Origin of the sequence: Bradyrhizobium sp. CB1015 (genome assembly GCF_025200925.1) — a bacterium.
Taxonomy (GTDB): Bacteria; Pseudomonadota; Alphaproteobacteria; order Rhizobiales; family Xanthobacteraceae; genus Bradyrhizobium.
Genome location: NZ_CP104174.1, coordinates 5,516,608 through 5,537,408, shown reverse-complemented (window position 1 = coordinate 5,537,408; position 20,801 = coordinate 5,516,608). Strand labels below are relative to the sequence as shown.

The window sequence follows — 20,801 nt, the reverse complement described above, 5'->3', positions numbered from 1 at the left end:
CCTGAACAGGCCGCGCATCACCGCCTCACCAAACGAAAATGCCCGCGCAAGGCGCGGGCATTTGGTCTGGAGCGGAGAGGGAGATCAGTTGCGAACGGTGATGCAGGAGATCTCGGCGCGCTTCAAGGTGCGGCAGACGGCTTCGGCCTGGTCGCGCTCGAGCCCGGCGAAGCGGGCGCGGTAGAGCTTGCGATTGTCCTTGGCGACGACGGGCTCGGTGAACGGGTCAGCCTTGCTGAGCAGGCCGCGGGCCGAGCTGCGGGCCGCGTCGATGCGCTGCTGAGCTTCGTTCTCGCTCTCGAGCGCGCCGACCTGGACGATCCAGCCGCTGTGGGTGACGGCGGGCTTCGTGGTCGCGCTCATTTGCATCGGCTGCGGCGCCGGGTCGGCGGACGCGAGCTTCGGAGCGGCGGGGGCGGGCGCGGCGGCGGTTGCGGCCGGCAGCACGCCGAGAATACCGTTGCCGGTGCCGAAGCCGGCCGGCTGCCGCGGCAGTTCGGTGCGGGCCATCTCGGCCTTCGGCGCTTCCGGCTGGCTCACCGCCTCCGGCTTGTTGATGAGATCTGCCCTGGCGACGACGGCACCGGAGGTTTCCGCGACGTCGGAACGGGGCGGGACGGTGCTGGTGACCGGCGGCGCAACGACCTGGACACCAACCTGGGCCGGAGCCGCGGAGGCGACCTTCACGGCGCCGGCCTTGACCTGAACCGTCTTGACCCGAACCGGCTTCATCGGCTCGGACGAGCCGGGGATGATGGAGAGCGGCTGGCTGGAGATCACGCCATTGGTGAGCGGCGCCGGCTCCACCTTGGACTCCGTCGGCCGAACTTCGGATTTGGGCTGAGCGGGCGGCATCGCCGCAGTCGCTGCGGCCAGCGTCGACAGGCGCGCGGCGAGGCGCGACGGAGCGGCTTCGGGAGCAGGGGCCGCCGCGGCCTGGGCCTGCGGGGCGGGACGTGCCGGCGTGTCGGATGCATCGGCGACATCGGTGTTGGCTTCAGCGCCGTTGCGCTCCGTCACTGCGGCGACGGTGCGGACGGTCGCGCCCCTTTCGAGGTTCTCGGCGAGCAGGTTGCGCATGATGGCGTCGCGCGAGCCGCCGCTGCGGCCGCCGAGCACCACGCCGATCAGGTGGCGGTTGCCGCGGCGCATCGAGCTGACGAGGTTGAATCCGGAAGCGCGGGTGTAGCCGGTCTTGATGCCGTCCACGCCCTCGACGCTGCCGAGCAGGTGGTTGTGGTTGCGGATCGACTGTCCGCGCCAATTGAACGTCGAGGTCGCGAAGTAGCGATAGTAGCGGGGGAAGCGCTCCTGAATGGCGCGACCCAGCGTGGCTTGGTCGCGCGCGGTCGTGACCTGCTCGTCGTTGGGGAGGCCGTTGGCGTTGCGGTAGACCGTCCTGGACATGCCGAGCGAGCGCGCCTTGCGCGTCATCATCTGGGCGAAGTCGTCCTCGTTACCGGCGATCGCTTCCGCGATCACCACGGCTGCGTCGTTGGCCGAGCGGGTGACGAGGCCCTTGATCGCGTCCTCGACGCGAATGGTCTGGCCGGCACGCAGATTCAGCTTGGTCGGATCCTGGTCGGCCGCGTGCCGGGACACGGGCATCTCGGTGTCTAGCTTCATCTTGCCGGATTCGAGACGCTCGAAAAGCAGATAGAGCGTCATGATCTTGGTCAGCGAAGCCGGATGGCGGATCCCGTCTGGGCTTGTCGCCTGGAGCACCGCGCCGGAATTGCCGTCGACGATGATGGACGCGAATTTCGGGCTGGAGCTCTCGGACACGTCGCGCTGCACTCGGTGGTGCGCATAGTGTCGACGATGGCGCCGCGCCTCGGCTGCGTCGGTGGTGAAGATGACTGCGGTGGTGACCGTAAGAAGCCCGAAAACGCCAACCCGCGCCCAGCGCGAGGAAGACAAGTTTTTACGAAGCATGGAACCCCGTCCCCGTTTCTGACTAGATCACCGGCTCGTGAGGCGAAATTGTGCCCAACGGGCCCGGGATCATTACCTGCTCAGGCTGTCCCTCCGCTGGTGTTCGCCGCGGGGGACGTTGGACCCGAGCCGCTGTTCTGGCTAAGGTGATGTTCTCAAACGGCTTTTGGCCGCTCGCGGAAGTGAACACGTCCAGGGAATCAAGGTAGGGCGGGCCGGTTTCCAAAAGCTTAAGGAACCCTTGCGGGAAACCCCGGGAATCGCTGCGATTTGCGCCGAATTTTGTGCGACGCACAAGATTCTTGACTTTTTTGTGCGTTGCACTAATTTTGGGCGGAGTCAGGGAGCCGGGGCTTCCCGACGCGAGCCAGGGAAAAGGATTCCGAAATGTTCAAGGTTGAAGACTTCCAGAACTACGGGAAAGAGCAGTTCGAGCAGTGCGTTGCCTCCGCGACCTCGGTGCAGCACGGCCTCCAGGCGATCGCCAGCGCCTATGGCGACTATACGAAGAAGTCGTTCGAAGACACCAAATCCTTCGTCGAGAAGCTTTCCGGCGTGAAGTCGCTGGACAAGGCCATGGAAGCGCAGACCGATTTTGCTCGTTCCGCCTACGAAACCTTCGTTGCGGAATCGCAGAAGATCGCCGGCCTCTATAGCGACCTCGCCAAGCAGGCGTTCAAGCCGGTCGAAACCATCGTGTCGAAGTTCACCCCGGCTGCGAACTGACGCGCTGATACGCGCCTGAAAGCAAAAGCCCGGCCGAGTTGGCCGGGCTTTTCATTTGCGGATGTTGATCTGCGGATGTTGATCGGATTACTTCGCGACGCGCAGCTTGGAAATCTGCGTCAGGATATTCTTGAACGCGTCCGAAGTCTGCGAGGAACTCGTTATCATTTGGAAGTTCCCGCCAGTCGCGCAATTCTCCAGGACTTGAGATTTCGCGTCGGCATTGTTGATGTTGACCTGAATCGTGAAGATCGTGACCGGGTTTGACTTGTCCGCCTTGATGTTATCGCAAAGGATCGCCTGGCGGGCGTCGATGGTGGACTGCGAGGTGCTCCAGCGGTTCTGGGTATTCAAGCCGTCAGACAGCAGCACGATATAATCCTTGTAAACGTAGTTGCTGGCCTTGGCCGGTGCCGCGATCGGCGGGTTGGTCGTGCTGAGGGATTGCCAACCCCAGGCAAGACCAATGGCCTGGTTGGTATTGCCGCTCGGCGACATCGCCGAGATCTGATCCTTGAGCGTCTGCCACTGATCGCTCATCGGAAACACGGTCGCCGGAAGGCAGCCCGACCACTGCTCGGCATAGAACTGCGAGGAGGGGCTCCCGCTGCTCGAACCGGGGGCGGAGTTCTTGGTGTCATAGTCCTGATCACGGTCGTTCACGCAGCCGGTCCAGGTGTTGTGACCCGGTGCTGCCGCAGCCGTTGCCGTGGTCCCGTCGCCGCGCCAGAGATGGCAGATCTTGCCCGAGCCGCTGCCCGTGCAGGTGCAACTCGTGTTCGACCCGCAGCTTGCGCTGCCCCCGGTGGCGGTGGTGTAGCAGCCGTTGTAGTAGATGCCGGACTTGCCTGAGATCTTGCTGCCATTGTCTCTGCTCGGGCAGATGTACCCGGCATAGGTGCCGGTCGACGGTATCTTGCTGGTGGTGTTGGCGCCGCTCAACGTGGCCGGCCGGTCCATGCAGACAAAGCCGTGGGTATAGTACGAAAAGGGGCAGTCCGATCCGCCCACGGCGGAGTTGAAGCTGCTGGACTTGTTGTTGACCAGGATCGGAGGCTCTGCCTCCCATTCGGTCCAATTGATCCATGAGGCACCGACGTTGGTCGTGCCAACATTGACGTCCTTCGAGAACGGGATGATCGAGATGTAAACGTCGCCCGTCTGCTTGTTGTAGTTGGACAAGGTGGTGATCATGTCCTTGGCCGCGGCTTGCATGGCCGCCATTTTGCCGTTCTGGGCCATCGATCCCGTGTTATCCAGGACCATTGCCACCCGCATGCGGGTATTTCCCCACGCCGCAGTCGAACTGCCGTTGTATCCAAGCGTCGGATAGCCCGCGATCTTCATGAAATCGGTCGGCATGGCGCCGGATCCGGTGACCACGACGTTCGAGATTCCATTGGAATCCTTTGGGGTGTAGGTGGCATGGATGTCTGTGGTCGAGACCAAACCGGGGCGACCCGTATAGAGGCCGCTAAAATAGGATTTTGCCTTGGCCTCAATTTCGGACTCCGAGATGATGCCGTTGGTGAGGTCTTTGGAGACCATCAACGCTGCGGAATCGAGCGCAGCCTGCAGCGAGGTGCGTGCGTGGACGACCCGGCTGTAGTCCAGCGCGGCACCGACAAAACCCAGTACGGGTACCAGGGCAATGGCGAAGATCACGGCGATATTGCCTTGCTCGGCCGCTGCAAAACGGGCGAGTTGTCGACCAAGGCGGCTGACGAGGCGCAGACCAGACATGACGATCCCCGAAATCTGTGGTTTGCCCGATTTCGCGCCATGCCATTGAATGGCAAGTAAATTGGACCGTAGAAAAACGGAGCGTTTTGCGGAAAACCGTCGCAGGCGGGTTAAGGGCCGGGTTCCTGGTCAACACGTTCTAAACGTGCCGGGCGGAAATTTTTGTCAAATCGCTCCGGATTGATTAACCTGATCAGGATCGCCCGGACCGGGAATCGGGACTGCTGCGACCGCATGGGCCGGATCCCCCGCGTGCTTGCGGCTGGCCCGGGGCAGGGCCATATTGCTGGCGAGCGGTCCGGCCTGAACCGGATTTGTCGGGACCGGTGATCCAAGGCGGCGCGCCTGCGCCAGGCTCCGAAGGGCGGGGTCGCGCAGTCACCGCCATTCGCTTCCGTGGGGAATTTGAACGCCTGTGCCATGCTGCAATTGACTTCCAGCCTCGATCTGTCCGCGCCAGCCGCTGCCGACGCGCCTCGCATGAGCAATGACGACAACCGGTCGGGCACTCCCTCGGGTCCGAGCACGTCGGTCATCACCAAGGTCAAGCCCAAGACCAAGCGGCCGAACCTGTACCGCGTGCTGATCCTGAACGACGACTACACACCGATGGAGTTCGTCGTTCACGTGCTGGAGAAGTTCTTCAACAAGGACGTCGAAGCCGCGACCAAGATCATGCTGCACGTCCATCATCATGGGATCGGGGAATGCGGCGTGTTCACCTACGAGATCGCCGAGACCAAGGTGACGCAGGTGATGGATTTTGCCCGCAAGCACCAGCACCCGCTGCAATGCGTGATGGAAAAGAAGTAAGCCGTCCTGCGGCGCGCTTGAAGCCGGCGCTCGTGCAAGCCGCAGCGTGATTGTCGCGTGGCGGCCGCGCGCGATGGCCCTTGCAGCCGGCAAAACTACGGAATTCTGCGCCGGCGCCGATCCCGCCCAAATCGGAACGGGTTTTGCATCGAAAATACCGCAGGTGTGTCGCCGCCGAGTCCCGGAACCGGTCTTTCGCCGCAGTCTTGTATAACTATATGTGACAAAGGTTGTTGTTGCCTGACCGGGCGATGACGATCATGATGGTGGGGGCCATAGAGGACGCGAATGCCGACTTTTTCCCAAAGCCTTGAACAATCCCTGCATCGTGCGCTGGCGATCGCAAACGAGCGTCATCACCAATACGCGACGCTCGAGCATCTCTTGCTCTCCTTGATCGACGACTCCGATGCAGCCGCCGTCATGCGCGCCTGTAGCGTCGATCTCGACAAGCTCCGTACGAGCCTCGTCAACTACCTTGAGACCGAATTCGAAAACCTGGTGACGGATGGCGCCGACGACGCCAAGCCGACCGCCGGTTTCCAGCGCGTGATCCAGCGCGCGGTGATCCATGTGCAGTCGTCCGGTCGCGAAGAGGTGACCGGCGCCAACGTGCTGATCGCGATCTTCGCCGAACGCGAGAGCCATGCCGCGTATTTCCTGCAGGAGCAGGACATGACGCGCTACGACGCGGTGAACTACATCAGCCACGGCATTGCCAAGCGGCCGGGCGTCTCCGAGGCGCGGCCCGTGCGCGGCGTCGACGAGGAGACCGAGACCAAGGGCAACGAGGACGCCAAGAAGAAGGGTGAGGCGCTCGAGACCTATTGCGTCAACCTCAACAAGAAGGCGCGCGACGGCAAGATCGATCCGGTGATCGGACGCAATTCCGAGATCAACCGCGCGATCCAGGTGCTGTGCCGCCGGCAGAAGAACAACCCGCTGTTCGTCGGCGAAGCCGGCGTCGGCAAGACTGCGATCGCAGAAGGCCTCGCCAAGCGCATCGTCGACAGCGAAGTGCCGGAGGTGCTGGCGGCCGCCACCGTGTTCTCGCTGGACATGGGCACGCTGCTTGCCGGCACGCGTTATCGCGGCGACTTCGAGGAGCGCCTGAAGCAGGTGCTGAAGGAACTCGAGGCGCATCCCAACGCGATCCTGTTCATCGACGAGATCCACACCGTGATCGGTGCGGGCGCGACGTCGGGCGGGGCGATGGATGCCTCGAATCTGCTCAAGCCCGCGCTCGCCTCGGGCACGATCCGCTGCATGGGCTCGACCACCTATAAGGAATATCGCCAGCACTTCGAGAAGGACCGCGCGCTGGTGCGGCGCTTCCAGAAGATCGACATCAACGAGCCGACGGTCGAGGACGCCATCGCGATCCTCAAGGGCCTCAAGCCGTATTTCGAGGACTATCACCGGCTGAAGTACACCAATGAGGCGATCGAGGCTGCGGTGCAGCTCTCCTCGCGCTACATCCACGATCGCAAGCTGCCCGACAAGGCGATCGACGTGATCGACGAGTCCGGCGCGGCGCAGATGCTGGTGGCCGAGAACAAGCGCAAGAAGACCATCGGCATCAAGGAGATCGAGACCACGATCGCCTCGATGGCGCGGATCCCGCCGAAGAGCGTGTCGAAGGACGATGCCGAGGTGCTCAAGCATCTCGAGCAGACCTTGAAGCGCACCGTGTTCGGCCAGGACAAGGCGATCGAGTCGCTCGCCGCTTCGATCAAGCTGGCGCGTGCCGGCCTGCGCGAGCCGGAGAAGCCGATCGGCTGCTACCTGTTCTCGGGTCCGACCGGCGTCGGCAAGACCGAGGTCGCCAAGCAACTGGCGGCGACGCTCGGCGTCGAGCTCTTGCGCTTCGACATGTCCGAGTACATGGAGCGGCACACCGTGTCGCGCCTGATCGGCGCGCCTCCCGGCTATGTCGGCTTCGACCAGGGCGGCCTGCTCACCGACGGCGTCGACCAGCATCCGCATTGCGTGGTGCTGCTCGACGAAATCGAGAAGGCGCATCCCGACCTCTACAACGTGCTGCTCCAGATCATGGACCACGGCCGGCTCACCGATCACAACGGCAAGCAGGTCAACTTCCGCAACGTGATCCTGATCATGACCACGAATGCGGGCGCGGCGGATCTCGCCAAGCAGGCGTTCGGCTTCACACGTTCGAAGCGGGAAGGCGACGATCACGAGGCGATCAACCGGCAGTTCGCGCCGGAATTCCGCAACCGTCTCGATGCCATCGTCTCGTTCGGCCATCTCAGCGTCGAGGTGATCGGCACCGTGGTCGAGAAGTTCGTGCTTCAGCTCGAGGCGCAGCTCGGCGACCGCGACGTCACCATCGAGCTGTCCGAGCCGGCCAAGGCCTGGCTGGTCCAGCACGGCTACGACGAGCAGATGGGCGCCCGTCCCATGGCCCGCGTGATCCAGGAGCACATCAAGAAGCCGCTGGCCGACGAAGTGCTGTTCGGCAAGCTGAAGGGCGGCGGCCACGTTCGCGTCGTGCTCGTCAAGGACGAGGCCGACGAGACCAAGGACAAGATCGGCTTCGAGTTCGTCGAGGGTCCGGTCACGCCGAAGCAGGAGAAGCTGCCCGGCGCCCGCAAGCGTCCGCCGGGCAAGTCCAAGCCGGGCGGCCCCGGCGGCTCGAAGGGGCCGACCTCGAAGGGGCCGCTGGTCAAGGTTTGATCGGCATGTGATGAAATCGAAAAGGCCGGCTGCAAAGCCGGCCTTTTTGTTTGGTTGGCAGTTACCGGTTCTAATAGGTCCCGGTGTCAGGCGGAGGCGGCGCCGGCGCTCGCGGCTTCCTGGGCGCTGGCGGCTGTGGGCCGCGGGGAGGGGCCGCCGGCTGCATCGTCACGATGACTGGGTTCGGCTTGTGATCGGTCGCGGCTCCGGTCGCCGCGTCGACGCCCATGCCGATGATACCGCCCAGCATGGAGATTGCCGGCAAAGCCGGCGGCTCCGCCCGTCTCGACATCCCGGCTGAGCGGAACGACTTGCGGCTGATAGCCTTCCTTCTGGAAGGTGATCGAGAGGTCGGCGTTCCGCTTAACGACCACGGAGCAAGGCGTCGTGCAGGTGGTCGGAACGTCCATTCCGCTGACGACGGCTTCCACGCCTGAAGGTGTCGATGAAATGCTGATATTTTCCGTCGTGCCGCGCGTGACCGACGCGCAGCCGCCCAGCATGACGCTGAGCGCCACAATTCCCAATGACGCATGAAATGCCCTTGTCCCACTGCCCCTATGTGCAACCGGGGCGGGAGAGGGCAATAGGCTATCGTTCCGGATAGTTAAGCCACGCAGAGGTTGTGCACGACAATGCGCGGTCCGGACCGGGGCCTGCTAATCCCCGCGCAGGCGCTGATCGTCCTGCACGCGGACCTGCTCTGCACCGCGCGCGCCGGCTGGAGAAAGCCGCAGCATGCTCAGCATCGCACCACAGAGCGCAAATCCGACGGCCGCGAGCAGCGCCAGCCTGGTTCCGTCAACCGGATACCGTCCGAGCAGCAGCGCCACCAGCGCGGCGCCGGTGGTCTGGCCGAGCAGGCGCGCCGTCCCCAGCATGCCGCTGGCGCCCCCGGCGCGCTCGCGCGGCGCGGCTGCGATCATAGTGCGGTTATTGGGTGTCTGGAACAGACCGAAGCCGGCGCCGGCGAGCGCCATCCGCCAGATCACGTCGAGCGGGCTTGGCGTCGCGGGCAGGAAGGCCAGCGCGGCAAGACCGCAGGCGAACAGCGTGAGCCCGATACCGCCGAGCAGGCCGGCCGGATAATGCTCGACCAGGCGGCCGGCGAGGAGGGCCGCAAACGCCAGCGCGATCGGCCATGGCGTAATCAACAATCCCATATGCACGGCCGAATAGCCGAAGCGGCTCTGGAGGTAGAAGGGAATCGCGACGAAGGCCAGCATCTGCCCGCAGAACGATGCGATCGAGGTCGCAATCGACAGCGCGAACACGGGGATGCGCAGCAGGTCGATCGGCAAGAGTGGCGAGGTCATGTGAGTCTCGCGATAGATCAGCAGCGCACCCGCAACGAGCGCGATGGCGAACTGCACGAGACAGGTGATCGCGGCCTCGCCATGACCGACACTGTCGACCGCCGCGATGCCGACGCCGAACGTGATCGCCGACAGACCCGCACTTTGCCAATCGAAGGAGCGGCTCGCGGGTTTGGTGTGCGGCAGGCTGCGCAGGCCCAGCATCAGCGTCACAGCGCCGAGCGGCACGTTGATCGCGAACAGCCAGGGCCAGCTTCCGACCGCGAGGATGCCGGCGGCGAGCGTCGGGCCGACCGCGGCCGAGAAGGCGACGACGAGCGCGTTGAGCCCGATGCCGCGGCCGAGCAGGCTGCGCGGATAGGTGAAACGTACCAGCGCCGCGTTGACGCTCATGATGCCGGCCGCGCCAAAGCCCTGGAGGATGCGCGCGATCGTCAGCAGCGGCAGCGTGTGGGCCAGCGCGCAGAAGGCCGAGGCCAGCGTGAACAGCGCCAGCCCGACCAGGTAGACGCGGCGATAGCCGACGATCTCGCCGAGCGAAGCCAGCGGCAGCAGCGAGATCGTGATCGCGAGCTGGTAACCGTTGACGATCCAGATCGAGAAGGCCGGGCTCGCATCGAGGTCGGCCGCGATCGTCGGCAGCGCCACATTGGCGATGGCACTGTCGACCACCGCCATGACGATGCCGAGCGCAATGGTCAGCACCGCCTGATTGCGTTGCGGCTGCGGCAGGCCATCGGCATGCTCGATCGTGACTGTCGACATCGTGAGCGGCGTATCGTTGGCGAATCGGACTTGGCCACAGGCCGAGTATTGCGCCAACAGGGCAGGGCCGCGATAGTTCCGGAACCGCGCCGCCGGCCCGCCGTCGCCTTACCAAGCGTGCTTGATGCGGCTATCCTACACCGCCGGCGGATTGCGGTCGCTGAAGGTCACGCGCTGGTGCCAATAGGGATAGGGCAGCGTCACCGTGCTCGCGGCATCGAGCTTTGCGACCTGGTCCTTGGTCAAGGACCAGCCGACCGCGCCGAGATTTTCGCGCAGCTGCGTCTCGTTGCGTGCGCCGATGATCAGCGTCGAGACCGTCGGACGCTGCAGCAACCAGTTCAGCGCGATCTGCGAGACGCTCTTGCCGGTCTCCTTCGCGATCTCGTCGATCGCATCGACGACGCGGTAGACATGCTCGTCGGAGACGGGCGGTCCGAACTCGGCCGTCTTGGGCAGGCGGCTGACTTCCGGTTTCGGCTGACCGCGGCGGATCTTGCCGGTGAGGCGCCCCCATCCGAGCGGCGACCAGACCACGGCGCCCAGGCCCTGGTCGAGACCGAGCGGCATCAATTCCCATTCGTAGTCGCGCCCGATCAGTGAATAGTAGGTCTGGTTGGCGACGTAACGCGGAAAGCCGTGCTTGTCGGCGACGTCGAGCGACTTCATCAGGTGCCAGCCCGAGAAATTCGAGACTCCGACGTAGCGGATCTTGCCGGCGCGCACGAGCACGTCGAGAGTCGAGAGCACCTCTTCGGGCGGAGTGAAGGCGTCGAAGCCGTGGAGCTGGAACAGGTCGATATAATCGGTGCCGAGCCGGCTCAGCGAACCGTCGATCGCCGCGAGCAGATGCTGGCGTGATGAGCCGATGTCGTTCGGGCTGTCGCCGAAGCGGAACGTCGCCTTGGTCGAGATCAGGACCTTGTCGCGGCGACCCTTGATGGCTTGCCCGAGCACCCGCTCGGATTCGCCGAGCGAATAGACATTCGCGGTGTCGAACATCGACACGCCGGCGTCGAGGCAGATGTCCAGAAGACGCCGCGCCTCGGTCGCATCCGTCGTGCCCCACGCCGCAAGGCGGCCGACGCCGCCGAACGTGCCCGTTCCCAGGCTCAAAGCAGGCACCATGAGGCCGGACCGGCCCAAGCGTCGGTATTCCATCGACATGCTCCCTGGCTGGCCGCTGATTGATCGTTGCGGCTCGGCGGCGGAAGATACTGCAAGCAGGGGGCCGTGTCCTATCACCTGCTCACATACCGGCCCTGCTCGGGATGACCTGATCGTGCAGATGACAGCCGATCGGAATGCACCTCAATGCCGCAACTGGCTCTGCCGGAAGTCGCGGGGCGACGTGCCAAAATGCTCGCGGAAGACACGGCCGAAATGCGAGAGGTCGTTGAAGCCCCAGGCGAAGGCGATCTCGCCGATGTGGCGATGGGCGAGCAGAGGCGAGGCGAGATCTCTCCGACATCGGGCAAGGCGTTCGGCGAGGACATGACGCTGGAAGGAGGTGTCCTCGTCCGCGAGAAGATCGTTGACATAGCGCGGCGAGAAGCCGAGCGCGGCTGCGGTTTCAGCGAGCGAGAGATCGGGATCGGCGAGGTGCGCGCGGATGTGCGCCTTCAATCGGTACAGCAGGGCCGAGCGGTGGGTCGAGGACGGCAGCGATGACTTGCCGAGCCGCTCGCTCAATGCCATCGCAAGCAGATCAACTGCCTGCTCCGACAGCGCGGTGGCCGTATCCGGAGCCAAACCATCCGCATTCTGGCAGAGCCGGACAATGAAATCATAGGCGAGCCGTTCGAGCGGTGCGTCGGCGCCAAATGACATTGCGGTCAGCGTCTCGGTGCCGCCGAGCCGCCGCTGCAGCATCTCGCGTGGTACCTTGAAAATGGTCTGCATAAAACTGTCGTTGAACTTCAGCTCGTACGGGCGCGTTGTGTCGTAGAGCGCGAACTCGCCGGGGTGGATCACGGTCTCGCGGCCGTCCTGCACAACGCCACCGTTGCCGCGATTGCCGAGTGCTACAAGAACAAAATCCTGGTTTGAACGCGCGATACGCGACGGCGTGCGGAATACGTGCTGGCGGTCGGAGCAGACTTCGGAGCAGACTGCTTTACCGAGCGAAGCCTGGGTGACCGACCCGCGAAAGGCGCTGCCAAGGTCCGACTTGCAGTCGAGCCCGACGAAGACGTCGCAGACGATGTCCTGCCAGAGAGCGAGCCGCCGATAGCCGGGACTGCCGTCCGTCGTGAACTGGATTGGCACCTGAACAGCCTCCCTTTCACAGCCTGCAAAATCGCCCTGGGGATCCAGTCCGACCGGAGGCAAATCTCGTACCGGCCGGCAGCGCGTGCAGTCGAGTTTTTGTTCCACCGTGGTCGAGCGCCTGGCCGCCCGGCCTGGCCAAATAGACTGCATCGGACGTGGCTTCTGATCAACCGGCAATGGAGGCGGCAATGGGCATCGAACATCCGAAATACAAGGTGGCGGTGGTTCAGGCGGCGCCGGCCTGGCTCGACCTCGACGCCTCGATCGACAAGTCGATCGCGCTGATCGGGGAGGCCGCGGAAAAGGGTGCCAGGCTGATCGCCTTTCCGGAAGCTTTCATCCCCGGTTACCCCTGGCATATCTGGCTGGACTCGCCGGCCTGGGCGATCGGGCGGGGCTTCGTGCAGCGCTATTTCGACAATTCGCTATCCTATGACAGTCCGCAGGCGGAGCGCCTCCGCGAGGCCGTGCGCAAGGCAAAGCTCACCGCCGTGATCGGCCTGTCCGAGCGCGACGGCGGCAGCCTTTACCTCGCGCAATGGCTGATCGGCCCTGATGGCGACACCATCGCAAAGCGCCGCAAGCTGCGGCCGACCCATGCCGAGCGCACGGTCTATGGCGAAGGCGACGGCAGCGACCTCGCCGTGCATGCGCGGCCCGACATCGGCCGGCTCGGCGCGCTGTGCTGCTGGGAGCATCTGCAGCCGCTGTCGAAATACGCAATGTACGCTCAGAACGAACAGGTCCATGTCGCGGCCTGGCCGAGCTTCTCGCTCTACGATCCCTTCGCGCCGGCGTTGGGGGCGGAGGTCAACAACGCGGCTTCGCGCGTCTATGCGGTGGAAGGCTCATGCTTCGTGCTCGCGCCTTGCGCCACCGTCTCGCAGGCCATGATCGACGAGCTCTGCGACCGGCCGGACAAGAATGCGCTGCTGCATGCGGGCGGCGGCTTTGCGGCCATCTACGGCCCCGACGGCAGTCAGATCGGGGAGAAGCTGGCGCCCGATCAGGAGGGCCTGCTGATCGCAGAGATCGATCTCGGCGCCATCGGCGTTGCCAAGAACGCCGCCGATCCCGCCGGACATTATTCGCGGCCCGACGTCACACGGCTGCTGCTCAACAAAAAGCCCTACAAACGGGTCGAGCAATTTGCGCTGCCTGTCGACACCGTCGAGCCCATGGACATTGCGGCGGCGGCAAGCTGATCGCCGCGACAACGGGGAGGACATTGCCATGGAATCCGCAATTCCTGCGCATCTCGAAACCCCACGCACGCGCCACAAGCGCGTGCCGGACGATTACCAGCCGCCATATCCGTCCTTCGTGGCGCGCTACAAGCCTGCGGTCAGCCGCGTCGTGATGGCCTATTTCGGTGTCCAGTATGGCGGTGCGGCACCGGCGGCAATGGAGGCGTTGAAAGAACTCGCAGGACTGTTCGCAATGGATGGCGGTCCGTCGCATTGGGACCGTGCGCGTTATGCCGATCAGTCCGACTCCGAGAATGTTGTCACGGTTGCTTATTGGGACGATCTCGCACGCTTTGATGCCTGGTTCGTGCGGGCGCGCGAGATGTGGACCGGGCGGCAGCGCGAAGCCATCGGTACCTTCATCGAGGTGCTGCGTCCTAATGTGGCCCGTCATGAGACGCTGTTCTCCTCGCCGGATCGGCCGGAAGGGGTGGCCGTCGTTGCGGAAGGCATGAGCGGCGAGGTGCAGGAGCACGCCTATTGGGGCGGGATGCGCGACCGTATTCCGCTGTCGCAGACTGATGCGATGGCGCCTGGTGGCGCGCCTGAGCTGATTTGCGACGGCCCGCGGCTGAGAGTCGTGGCGCACGATAATCTCTGCCTGATCCGGTCCGGGCAGGACTGGAGCGATACTGCAGCATCCGAGCGAAAGCTCTATCTCGACGACGTCGAACCTGTGCTGCGCGAGGGCATGGATTTTCTGCGCGATGATGGCCTCGCGATTGGCTGCTATGCCAACCGCTACATGCAGGTGCTGACGGCCGACGGCGGCGCGAGCGAAAAGTCCTACGGTCAGAGCTGGTGGAAGAGCCTCGCCGCGCTCGAACGCTGGGCGGAGTCGCATCCGACCCATGTCAGGATATTCGGCGCGGCCATGAAATATCTGTCGACGCTCGGGCCGTCAGCCAAGCTGCGGCTCTATCACGAGGTGACGGTGGCGGCCGCCGATGAACAGTTCTTCGAATATCTGAACTGTCACCCGAAAACGGGCATGCTGGCGGCGGTCGAAACGGTCAGCACCTAAGCGACACAATGGCCGAGCAGCTCGGGATGCGCCGCGCAGATGTGGTGCGCGCCGGCATCGCGTAGCTCGGCTTCGCTGCCATAGCCGTAGAGCACGCCGATGGCGGTCATGCCGTTGGTGCGGGCGCCGACCACGTCGTGGCTGCGGTCGCCGATCATGATCGCGCTGTTGGCATCGACCTTCGTCTCCTCGAGCGCGTAGCGGAGCAGATCGCGCTTGTCGACACGCGTGCCGTCGAGCTCGGATCCGAACACGCGTTCGAAATACGGCTTCAAGCCGAAATGATCGACGATGCGGCTGGCGTAGACGGCGGGCTTGCTGGTCGCCACGAACATGCGCTGACGTGTCGCTGCGAGCGAAGATAACGTGTCCGTAATTCCGCTGTAAGCCTCGTTCTCGAACAGGCCGATATCGCTGAAACGCTCGCGATAGAGCAGCAATGCGCGGTCGGCGAGCTCATCGGCTCCGGTGAGCTTTCGAAGGCTGGCGAGCAGCGGAGGGCCGATACACCAGGTCAGTTCGTCCTCGCTCGGCACGGGAACGCCGAGCCGTTCCAGCGCATATTGGATCGAGCGGGTGATCCCGGGCTTCGGGTTTGTCAGCGTGCCGTCGAGATCAAAAAAGATTGTCACCATCAGGCGGGACCGGTGTTGATAATGCCGTCTGTTGCTAGTTGGCTGGGGTTCCAAGTCAAGGTCCGATTTGTCCGATAGCGTCATACCATGCGAATAGCTCGGGTCATCGCTGTCCTGTGCCATGCCCTCCTGCTGTCGCCAGCGCTCGCGGAGGAGGCGCCGCCCGCCGACGCGCCTGCCAAGGCCGAGGAACCCGAGAGGCCCGCGGAGAAGGCCAAAGAGGCCCGCGAGAGCGACACGCGGGAATCGATCTGCCTGATCGTGGAGGCGGCCGCGCGCGACAATAACCTGCCACTGGAATTCTTCGCGCGCGTGATCTGGCAGGAGAGCCGCTTCCAGGCCGATGCGGTCGGGCCCATGACGCGCAGCGGCGAACATGCGCAGGGGATCGCGCAGTTCATGCCGGGCACTGCCGGCGAGCGCGGGCTGCTCGATCCCTTCAATCCGGTGCAGGCTTTGCCGAAGTCGGCCGAATTCCTCAATGAGCTGCGCAACCAGTTCGGCAATCTCGGCCTTGCCGCGGCCGCTTACAATGCCGGCCCTCGGCGCGTGCAGGAATGGCTCGCCGGCACCGGGCCGATGCCGGAGCAGACCCGTAACTACGTCTATGCGATCACCGGCACGAGCGTCGATGCCTGGGCCAAGGCGGGGAGCACCGGCAAGGCAACGCCGAGCTCGCCGCCGACGAGCTGCCGCGATCTGATGGCGTTGCTCAAACGTGCTCCCAATCCGTTCGTCGCCGAGCTCGAGCAGCATGTCGAACTTGCAGCGGCGAAGATCTGGGGCGTCCAGCTCGCGGCCGGCTTCGACCGCAACAAGGCGCTGGCGATGTATTCCCGAGCCGTCACCAAACTGAGCACCGTGATCGGCGAGCGCGATCCAAGCCTGCTAAGCTCGGTGATGCGCAGCCGCGGCACGCGCGCGTTCTATCAGGTCCGCATCGGCGCGGATACGCGCGCCGAGGCCGATGATCTGTGCAACCGCATCCGCAAGGCGGGCGGCGCCTGCTTCGTGCTGAAGAACCGCGGTGTGGCGGGGTAGGGCGCATTCGCTCTGGCGGTCATTCCGGGGCGATGCGAAGCATCGACCCCCGGTGCGCGCTTGCGCACCTGAGAATCTCGAGATTCCGGGTTCGGCTCTTCGCGCCGCCCCGGAATGACGACGGTGGGCTGGGCCTCGCGCATGCCAGCCCCGCCGCGCCCTTCCTTGACGCGCGCCGCCGTCTCGCCCGTTATGCAGCCACGATTCCTCACCGGCCAAAGCTCCCGTGGCGCTTCCTCCGCTCGATTCACCGCAATGGCAAAGTCCCTGGCGCGCCTTCGCGTGGGGATTGCGCTCGATCACGCAGACGATCCTCACCATCGTGCTGTTCGTGACTTATCTCGGCATCGGTGCGCTCGCCCACGACACCCATTTCAGCCTGCTCTGGGCGCTGTGCTCGACCCTGTTCGTCTGGGCAGGCCCGGCGCAGATCATCCTGATCACCACGCTCGGCTCGGGCGCCACCATCATCCAGTCGGCGATCGCGGTGACCGTCAGCGCCATCCGCCTGTTTCCGATGGTGGTCTCCGTGCTGCCGCTGATGCGTACATCCAAGACCAAGCGGCGCGAGCTGATCTTCGCCGCGCATCTCACCGCGGTGACGCTGTGGGTCGAATGCCACCGCTTCCTGCCGCAGGTGCCGCGCGAACGGCGGATCGCCTTCGTCCACGGGCTCGGCTGCGGGCTCGTCTCCGTGTGCCTTGTCGCCAATATTGTCGGCTATTTGCTCGCTGCCAACCTGACGCAGACGCTCGGCGCGGCGATCCTGCTGCTGACGCCGCTGTCGTTCTTGTTCTCGACGGCGCGCAACAGCCGCGAGGTTGCCGATGTCGTCGCGCTCGTGCTGGGCATCGTGCTCTATCCGCTGGCGGCGAAGATGAACTCCGGTCTCGACATCCTCGTCAGCGGCGTGGTCGCCGGGACGATCGCTTATGGCGTGCATTGGTGGCGGGAGGTGCGCGCATGAGCTTTGCGCAAGCGATCGGCGACTGGCACGCGCTGGCAGTGCTGTTCGTTGCCGGCGTCGTTCCCAACCAGATCTGGCGCATGCTGGGCCTGTGGTTCGGCGGCGGCATCGACGAGGGCTCGGAGCTGCTGGTCTGGGTGAGGGCAGTCGCCACCGCGATCCTGGCCGGCGTCATCGCCCAGATCGTGATCCAGCCACCAGGCGCGCTGGCCAGCGTGCCTGATATCCTGCGCTATGGCGCGGTCGGCGCCGGGCTCGTCGTCTTCCTGCTCACCCGCCGTTCGATCTTCGCGGGCGTCGTCACGGGCGAAGTCTTCATGCTGGCCGGCAAGTGGTGGTTGGGCTAAAACCGCCGGCGAATGGCTTAAGGAACAGGACATATGGTTCGCGAACAGGAGCTCCGCGAGGGCGAGGTCGCCATCGAGCTGCCGCCGACGCAAGATGCCGGCCTCGTCTTCATCGGCCGTATCCGCACGCCCTGGACGACGCGGCTGGAGACGCCGCGGCAGGGGCGTCACGATGGCCCGATCTGCCGCCTCGAGATCTTCGAGCCGTTCGTGCCGGCCATCAAGGGCGTCGACTTCTACAGCAATCTCGAAGTGCTCTATTGGCTCGACCGGTCGCGCCGCGACATTATCCTGCAGAGCCCGAAGAACAACGAGAAGACCCGCGGCACCTTTTCGCTGCGCTCGCCGGTACGGCCCAATCCGATCGGCACATCGATCGTGAAGCTGGTCGGCATCGAGGGCAATGCCATCCTGGTGCGCGGCCTCGACTGCATCGACAACACGCCGCTGATCGACATCAAGCCAGACCGCTGCGAGTTCACGCCGCTGGCCGCGCCGCAGAAGGGCGATTTCGAGGCTGAGTGAGGGGCGGAGAACGTAGCCCGCATGGAGCGCAGCGGAATGCGGGAAAAGTCCCGGATTGCGCTGCGCTCCATCCGGGCTACGCGGTCAGGACTACACCGCCTTCAACGCCGCCATCAGCTTCGCCGCGTGCTCTTGCAGCACCTTGTCGTCTTCCTTGCGGCTCGCCGGCGGCAGCATGGCGACGCCGTCGTGGCGCGGCATCACGTGCATGTGCAGGTGAAACACCACCTGTCCGCCGGCAGGCTCGTTGAACTGCTGCACGGTGATGCCGTCTGCGTCAAACGCCTTCATTGCGGCGGCGGCGATCTTGTGCGCGCCGCGGGCGACATGGGCGTAGTCGTCGGGCTTGATGTCAAGGATGTTACGGGCAGGGGCCTTCGGGATCACCAGCGTGTGACCGGGCGCGCGCGGCATGATGTCGAGGAAAGCGAACACGTGCTCGTCCTCGTACACCTTGTAGCAGGGCAGCTCGCCGCGCAGGATTTTTGCGAAGATGTTGTTGGTGTCGTAGGCGGTCATGGCGGCGGCTCCTCGGACGATTTGCGCTTACTGTCACCAGCCGTGGCGAGGCGTCAAGGCGCCTCGTCGGCCCCTTTGCGGAACGGGCCGAGCTCGGCGAGCTCTCGTCCGGCTTCCGCAACATAGGCGCGCTCGCGCTTGAGGTAATCGTCGATGGCGCGGCGCAGGCCGGGATCGGCGATGAAGTGAGCGGAATGGGTGGTGCGCGGCAGGTAGCCGCGCGCGATCTTGTGCTCGCCCTGCGCGCCGGCCTCGACATGCTTGAGGCCGTGTTTGATCGCGAAGTCGATCGCCTGGTAGTAGCAGACCTCGAAATGCAGGAACGGGTGATGTTCGACGGCGCCCCAGTTGCGGCCGAACAGCGTGTCCGAGCCGATGAAGTTGATCGCGCCCGCAATCCAGCGATTGTTGCGGCGGGCCATCACCAGCAGCACGTCCTGGCTCATGGTCTCGCCGATCAGCGAGAAGAACTCGCGCGTGAGATACGGCCGGCCCCATTTGCGCGAGCCGGTCTCCATGTAGAATGCGAAGAAGGCATCCCAGGCATCCTCGGTGATGTCCTTGCCGGTGAGCCAGTGAATGGTGATGCCGGCGGCCAGTGCATCGCGCCGCTCGCGCTTGATCGATTTGCGGTGGCGCGAGTTCAGCGTCGCCAGAAAGTCATCGAAGCTTGCAAAGCCGTCATTGTGCCAGTGGAACTGCTGGTCGGTGCGCTGGAGGAAGCCGTGCTCGGCGAGCAGCTTCCATTCGCTCTCTTGCGCGAACGTGACGTGGACGGAGGAGGCCTTGCTGACGCCGCACAGCGCTATGAGGCCACTCACCAGCGCTTCGGTGATGCGCTCGCGATCGACGCCGTCGCGCACCAGCAGCCGCGGTCCGGTCGCCGGCGTAAAGGGAACCGAGACCTGGAGCTTCGGGTAGTAGCGCCCGCCGGCGCGCTCATAGGCATCCGCCCAGCCGCGATCGAAGACGTATTCGCCCTGGCTGTGCGATTTCAGATAGCAGGGTACGATTCCGGCGACGCGGCCATCGAGCTTGGCGACCAGATGCCGGGGTCCCCAGCCAGTCCGGATCGTGGCCGAACCCGATTTCTCAATGGCAGATAAAAATGCGTGCGAAACGAACGGGTTATAGGCGGGTGTTAAGATGCTGGCGGAATCGCCTGGAAGAGCGGATGAGGTTCCCGCGCCGTGGCCATTACAAGCCTTGCCCGGATTGGCGCAAGCGTCCCAATCCTCCGGCGATACCTCGCCAATGGATGGTACGGCCTCGAGCGTAATTTCGGATGATCCCATTGCTTGCAAGATCGTGCATTGCAGCAGCGACTTCAAGGGGCGGGGAAGGCTCGCTCTTGTGCCCCGGACGCTGCGCAGCACGTAGTGGTGCGCTGCTGAGCCGGGGCCCATGTTGCAGCAAATTCCCCGGCTCTACGCAGCAACGCTGATGCGTCGCTGCTTGTCCGGGACATGGGCAAGCCCTACGGCACGAACCCCTCGAAGATCATCTGATCCGCATATTGCGCGACCCGCGTCCGCTGCTCCGCCGTGCGGACGGTCCAGCCGAGCAGGGCGCAACCGAAGACGTTGCGGGCGATCCAGGGGGCGGGGGCCGGCAGGTGGTCGACCTTGAAGGCGACGAAATGCGGCTGGGTCTGCAAGCCATGGCGGAGGTACAGCATGCTGTCGCGCTGCTCTTGGGTGAGCTTGGCCCAGTACTCGTCCTCATAGCTCCGCTGCGCGACGATGCCGCGGGGACGGTTGGGCAACAGCTCGCGCAACGCAAGCACCTGGTCTGGATCAAAGGACATGCCGACGGCGGGGCCGTCATAGGATGTCAGCACCTCCGCCATCCGCTTCACCAGCTTGCGGTCGCCGCCGAAATGGCTCTTCACCTCGATCACCAGGGGCACACGTCCGGCGACCAAGGCGCAGAGGTCGGAGAGCGACATCATCCGCTCGTCGGTGTCCTTGAACCTGACGGCCTTCAGCTCGGCCGCGGACTTTGAGATCACCTCGCCGGCGGCCTCGGTGAGTCGGCCCAGGGCATGGTCGTGATGGACCATGGCCTCGCCGTCGGCCGAGAGCTGGATATCGACCTCGATCGCGAAATTGCCGGCAATCGCAGCCTGCACCGCGCCCCGCATGTTCTCGACGATGCCGCGCGAAATGTCATGCAGGCCGCGATGGGCGACCGGCCGCGCTGTCAGCCAATCCGGAGCGCGCATTTGGCG

18 protein-coding genes and 1 pseudogene are annotated in these 20,801 nt (G+C 64.6%); 9 read left to right on the top strand and 10 right to left on the bottom strand.

All coding sequences use genetic code 11. The features are described 5' to 3' along the window. Positions 1–84: 84 nt before the first annotated feature. Positions 85–1,935 (bottom strand): D-alanyl-D-alanine carboxypeptidase, encoded by a 1,851-nt coding sequence (locus tag N2604_RS25830; protein WP_260370961.1) that lies wholly within the window; start codon positions 1,933–1,935, stop codon positions 85–87. A 387-nt stretch (positions 1,936–2,322) separates the two neighbouring features. On the opposite strand from N2604_RS25830, the gene N2604_RS25825 reads away from it, so the two are divergent. Next, the gene (locus N2604_RS25825; protein ID WP_024341049.1) at positions 2,323–2,661 is read left to right on the top strand and encodes a phasin family protein; all 339 of its coding nucleotides are present in this window, start codon (positions 2,323–2,325) and stop codon (positions 2,659–2,661) included. An 87-nt stretch (positions 2,662–2,748) separates the two neighbouring features. Here N2604_RS25825 and N2604_RS25820 read toward each other — a convergent pair whose 3' ends face one another. Beyond that, complete coding sequence (locus tag N2604_RS25820; protein ID WP_260370960.1) at positions 2,749–4,404, bottom strand: TadE/TadG family type IV pilus assembly protein; 1,656 nt, start codon at positions 4,402–4,404, stop codon at positions 2,749–2,751. Positions 4,405–4,884: 480 nt separating this feature from the next. On the opposite strand from N2604_RS25820, the gene clpS reads away from it, so the two are divergent. Further along, complete coding sequence (clpS, locus tag N2604_RS25815; protein WP_197947744.1) at positions 4,885–5,217, top strand: ATP-dependent Clp protease adapter ClpS; 333 nt, start codon at positions 4,885–4,887, stop codon at positions 5,215–5,217. Positions 5,218–5,505: 288 nt separating this feature from the next. Continuing rightward, positions 5,506–7,914 (top strand): ATP-dependent Clp protease ATP-binding subunit ClpA, encoded by a 2,409-nt coding sequence (clpA, locus tag N2604_RS25810; protein WP_260370959.1) that lies wholly within the window; start codon positions 5,506–5,508, stop codon positions 7,912–7,914. Positions 7,915–7,984: 70 nt separating this feature from the next. On the opposite strand, the pseudogene N2604_RS25805 reads toward clpA, so the two are convergent. The 4 genes and pseudogenes from N2604_RS25805 to N2604_RS25790 form a co-directional block, all read right to left on the bottom strand. Further along, positions 7,985–8,417 (bottom strand): annotated as a pseudogene (locus N2604_RS25805) (PEGA domain-containing protein). Between the two features lie 156 nt (positions 8,418–8,573). Continuing rightward, on the bottom strand, positions 8,574–9,995 hold the full coding sequence (locus tag N2604_RS25800) for an MFS transporter (RefSeq protein ID WP_260370958.1): 1,422 nt from the start codon (positions 9,993–9,995) through the stop codon (positions 8,574–8,576). 135 nt (positions 9,996–10,130) lie between these two features. Then, on the bottom strand, positions 10,131–11,156 hold the full coding sequence (locus N2604_RS25795) for an aldo/keto reductase (protein ID WP_260370957.1): 1,026 nt from the start codon (positions 11,154–11,156) through the stop codon (positions 10,131–10,133). A gap of 150 nt (positions 11,157–11,306) precedes the next feature. Beyond that, on the bottom strand, positions 11,307–12,263 hold the full coding sequence (locus N2604_RS25790) for a helix-turn-helix domain-containing protein (RefSeq protein WP_260376311.1): 957 nt from the start codon (positions 12,261–12,263) through the stop codon (positions 11,307–11,309). Between the two features lie 191 nt (positions 12,264–12,454). On the opposite strand from N2604_RS25790, the gene N2604_RS25785 reads away from it, so the two are divergent. Beyond that, positions 12,455–13,471: a carbon-nitrogen hydrolase family protein gene (locus tag N2604_RS25785; RefSeq protein WP_260370956.1), complete on the top strand. Its 1,017-nt coding sequence runs from the start codon at positions 12,455–12,457 to the stop codon at positions 13,469–13,471. 28 nt (positions 13,472–13,499) lie between these two features. Further along, the gene (locus tag N2604_RS25780; protein ID WP_260370955.1) at positions 13,500–14,537 is read left to right on the top strand and encodes a phenylacetaldoxime dehydratase family protein; all 1,038 of its coding nucleotides are present in this window, start codon (positions 13,500–13,502) and stop codon (positions 14,535–14,537) included. Here the strand turns inward: N2604_RS25780 and N2604_RS25775 are convergent. After that, entirely contained in the window at positions 14,534–15,172 is a 639-nt protein-coding gene (locus N2604_RS25775; RefSeq protein ID WP_260370954.1) for an HAD family hydrolase, read from the bottom strand. The two genes, N2604_RS25780 and N2604_RS25775, sit on opposite strands and share 4 nt — an antisense overlap. An 87-nt stretch (positions 15,173–15,259) precedes the next feature. On the opposite strand from N2604_RS25775, the gene N2604_RS25770 reads away from it, so the two are divergent. The 4 genes from N2604_RS25770 to tsaA all read left to right on the top strand — a co-directional run bounded on the left by N2604_RS25770 (position 15,260) and on the right by tsaA (position 18,052). After that, complete coding sequence (locus N2604_RS25770; RefSeq protein ID WP_260370953.1) at positions 15,260–16,213, top strand: lytic transglycosylase domain-containing protein; 954 nt, start codon at positions 15,260–15,262, stop codon at positions 16,211–16,213. A 226-nt stretch (positions 16,214–16,439) separates the two neighbouring features. After that, on the top strand, positions 16,440–17,180 hold the full coding sequence (locus tag N2604_RS25765) for an AzlC family ABC transporter permease (RefSeq protein WP_260370952.1): 741 nt from the start codon (positions 16,440–16,442) through the stop codon (positions 17,178–17,180). Continuing rightward, entirely contained in the window at positions 17,177–17,527 is a 351-nt protein-coding gene (locus N2604_RS25760; protein ID WP_260370951.1) for an AzlD domain-containing protein, read from the top strand. The genes N2604_RS25765 and N2604_RS25760 overlap by 4 nt, the downstream gene beginning before the upstream one ends. 33 nt (positions 17,528–17,560) lie before the next feature. Next, entirely contained in the window at positions 17,561–18,052 is a 492-nt protein-coding gene (gene tsaA / locus N2604_RS25755; protein ID WP_260370950.1) for a tRNA (N6-threonylcarbamoyladenosine(37)-N6)-methyltransferase TrmO, read from the top strand. A 90-nt stretch (positions 18,053–18,142) separates the two neighbouring features. Here tsaA and N2604_RS25750 read toward each other — a convergent pair whose 3' ends face one another. The 3 genes from N2604_RS25750 to N2604_RS25740 all read right to left on the bottom strand — a co-directional run bounded on the left by N2604_RS25750 (position 18,143) and on the right by N2604_RS25740 (position 20,795). Beyond that, complete coding sequence (locus N2604_RS25750) at positions 18,143–18,571, bottom strand: HIT family protein (protein ID WP_260370949.1); 429 nt, start codon at positions 18,569–18,571, stop codon at positions 18,143–18,145. A 53-nt stretch (positions 18,572–18,624) separates the two neighbouring features. Next, on the bottom strand, positions 18,625–19,866 hold the full coding sequence (locus N2604_RS25745) for a GNAT family N-acetyltransferase (protein ID WP_260370948.1): 1,242 nt from the start codon (positions 19,864–19,866) through the stop codon (positions 18,625–18,627). A 182-nt stretch (positions 19,867–20,048) separates the two neighbouring features. After that, positions 20,049–20,795 carry a glycerophosphodiester phosphodiesterase gene (locus tag N2604_RS25740; RefSeq protein ID WP_260370947.1) on the bottom strand — a complete coding sequence of 249 codons (747 nt, stop codon included), beginning with the start codon at positions 20,793–20,795 and terminating at the stop codon, positions 20,049–20,051. Positions 20,796–20,801 lie beyond the last annotated feature (6 nt).

Coding starts and splice junctions, on each gene's coding strand:
- N2604_RS25830 (WP_260370961.1), bottom strand. CDS start 1,935: ATGCTTCGTAAAAACTTGTCTTCCTCGCGCTGGGCGCGGGTTGGCGTT.
- N2604_RS25825 (WP_024341049.1), top strand. CDS start 2,323: ATGTTCAAGGTTGAAGACTTCCAGAACTACGGGAAAGAGCAGTTCGAG.
- N2604_RS25820 (WP_260370960.1), bottom strand. CDS start 4,404: ATGTCTGGTCTGCGCCTCGTCAGCCGCCTTGGTCGACAACTCGCCCGT.
- clpS (WP_197947744.1), top strand. CDS start 4,885: ATGAGCAATGACGACAACCGGTCGGGCACTCCCTCGGGTCCGAGCACG.
- clpA (WP_260370959.1), top strand. CDS start 5,506: ATGCCGACTTTTTCCCAAAGCCTTGAACAATCCCTGCATCGTGCGCTG.
- N2604_RS25800 (WP_260370958.1), bottom strand. CDS start 9,995: ATGTCGACAGTCACGATCGAGCATGCCGATGGCCTGCCGCAGCCGCAA.
- N2604_RS25795 (WP_260370957.1), bottom strand. CDS start 11,156: ATGGAATACCGACGCTTGGGCCGGTCCGGCCTCATGGTGCCTGCTTTG.
- N2604_RS25785 (WP_260370956.1), top strand. CDS start 12,455: ATGGGCATCGAACATCCGAAATACAAGGTGGCGGTGGTTCAGGCGGCG.
- N2604_RS25780 (WP_260370955.1), top strand. CDS start 13,500: ATGGAATCCGCAATTCCTGCGCATCTCGAAACCCCACGCACGCGCCAC.
- N2604_RS25775 (WP_260370954.1), bottom strand. CDS start 15,172: ATGGTGACAATCTTTTTTGATCTCGACGGCACGCTGACAAACCCGAAG.
- N2604_RS25770 (WP_260370953.1), top strand. CDS start 15,260: ATGCGAATAGCTCGGGTCATCGCTGTCCTGTGCCATGCCCTCCTGCTG.
- N2604_RS25760 (WP_260370951.1), top strand. CDS start 17,177: ATGAGCTTTGCGCAAGCGATCGGCGACTGGCACGCGCTGGCAGTGCTG.
- tsaA (WP_260370950.1), top strand. CDS start 17,561: ATGGTTCGCGAACAGGAGCTCCGCGAGGGCGAGGTCGCCATCGAGCTG.
- N2604_RS25750 (WP_260370949.1), bottom strand. CDS start 18,571: ATGACCGCCTACGACACCAACAACATCTTCGCAAAAATCCTGCGCGGC.
- N2604_RS25745 (WP_260370948.1), bottom strand. CDS start 19,866: ATGGGATCATCCGAAATTACGCTCGAGGCCGTACCATCCATTGGCGAG.
- N2604_RS25740 (WP_260370947.1), bottom strand. CDS start 20,795: ATGCGCGCTCCGGATTGGCTGACAGCGCGGCCGGTCGCCCATCGCGGC.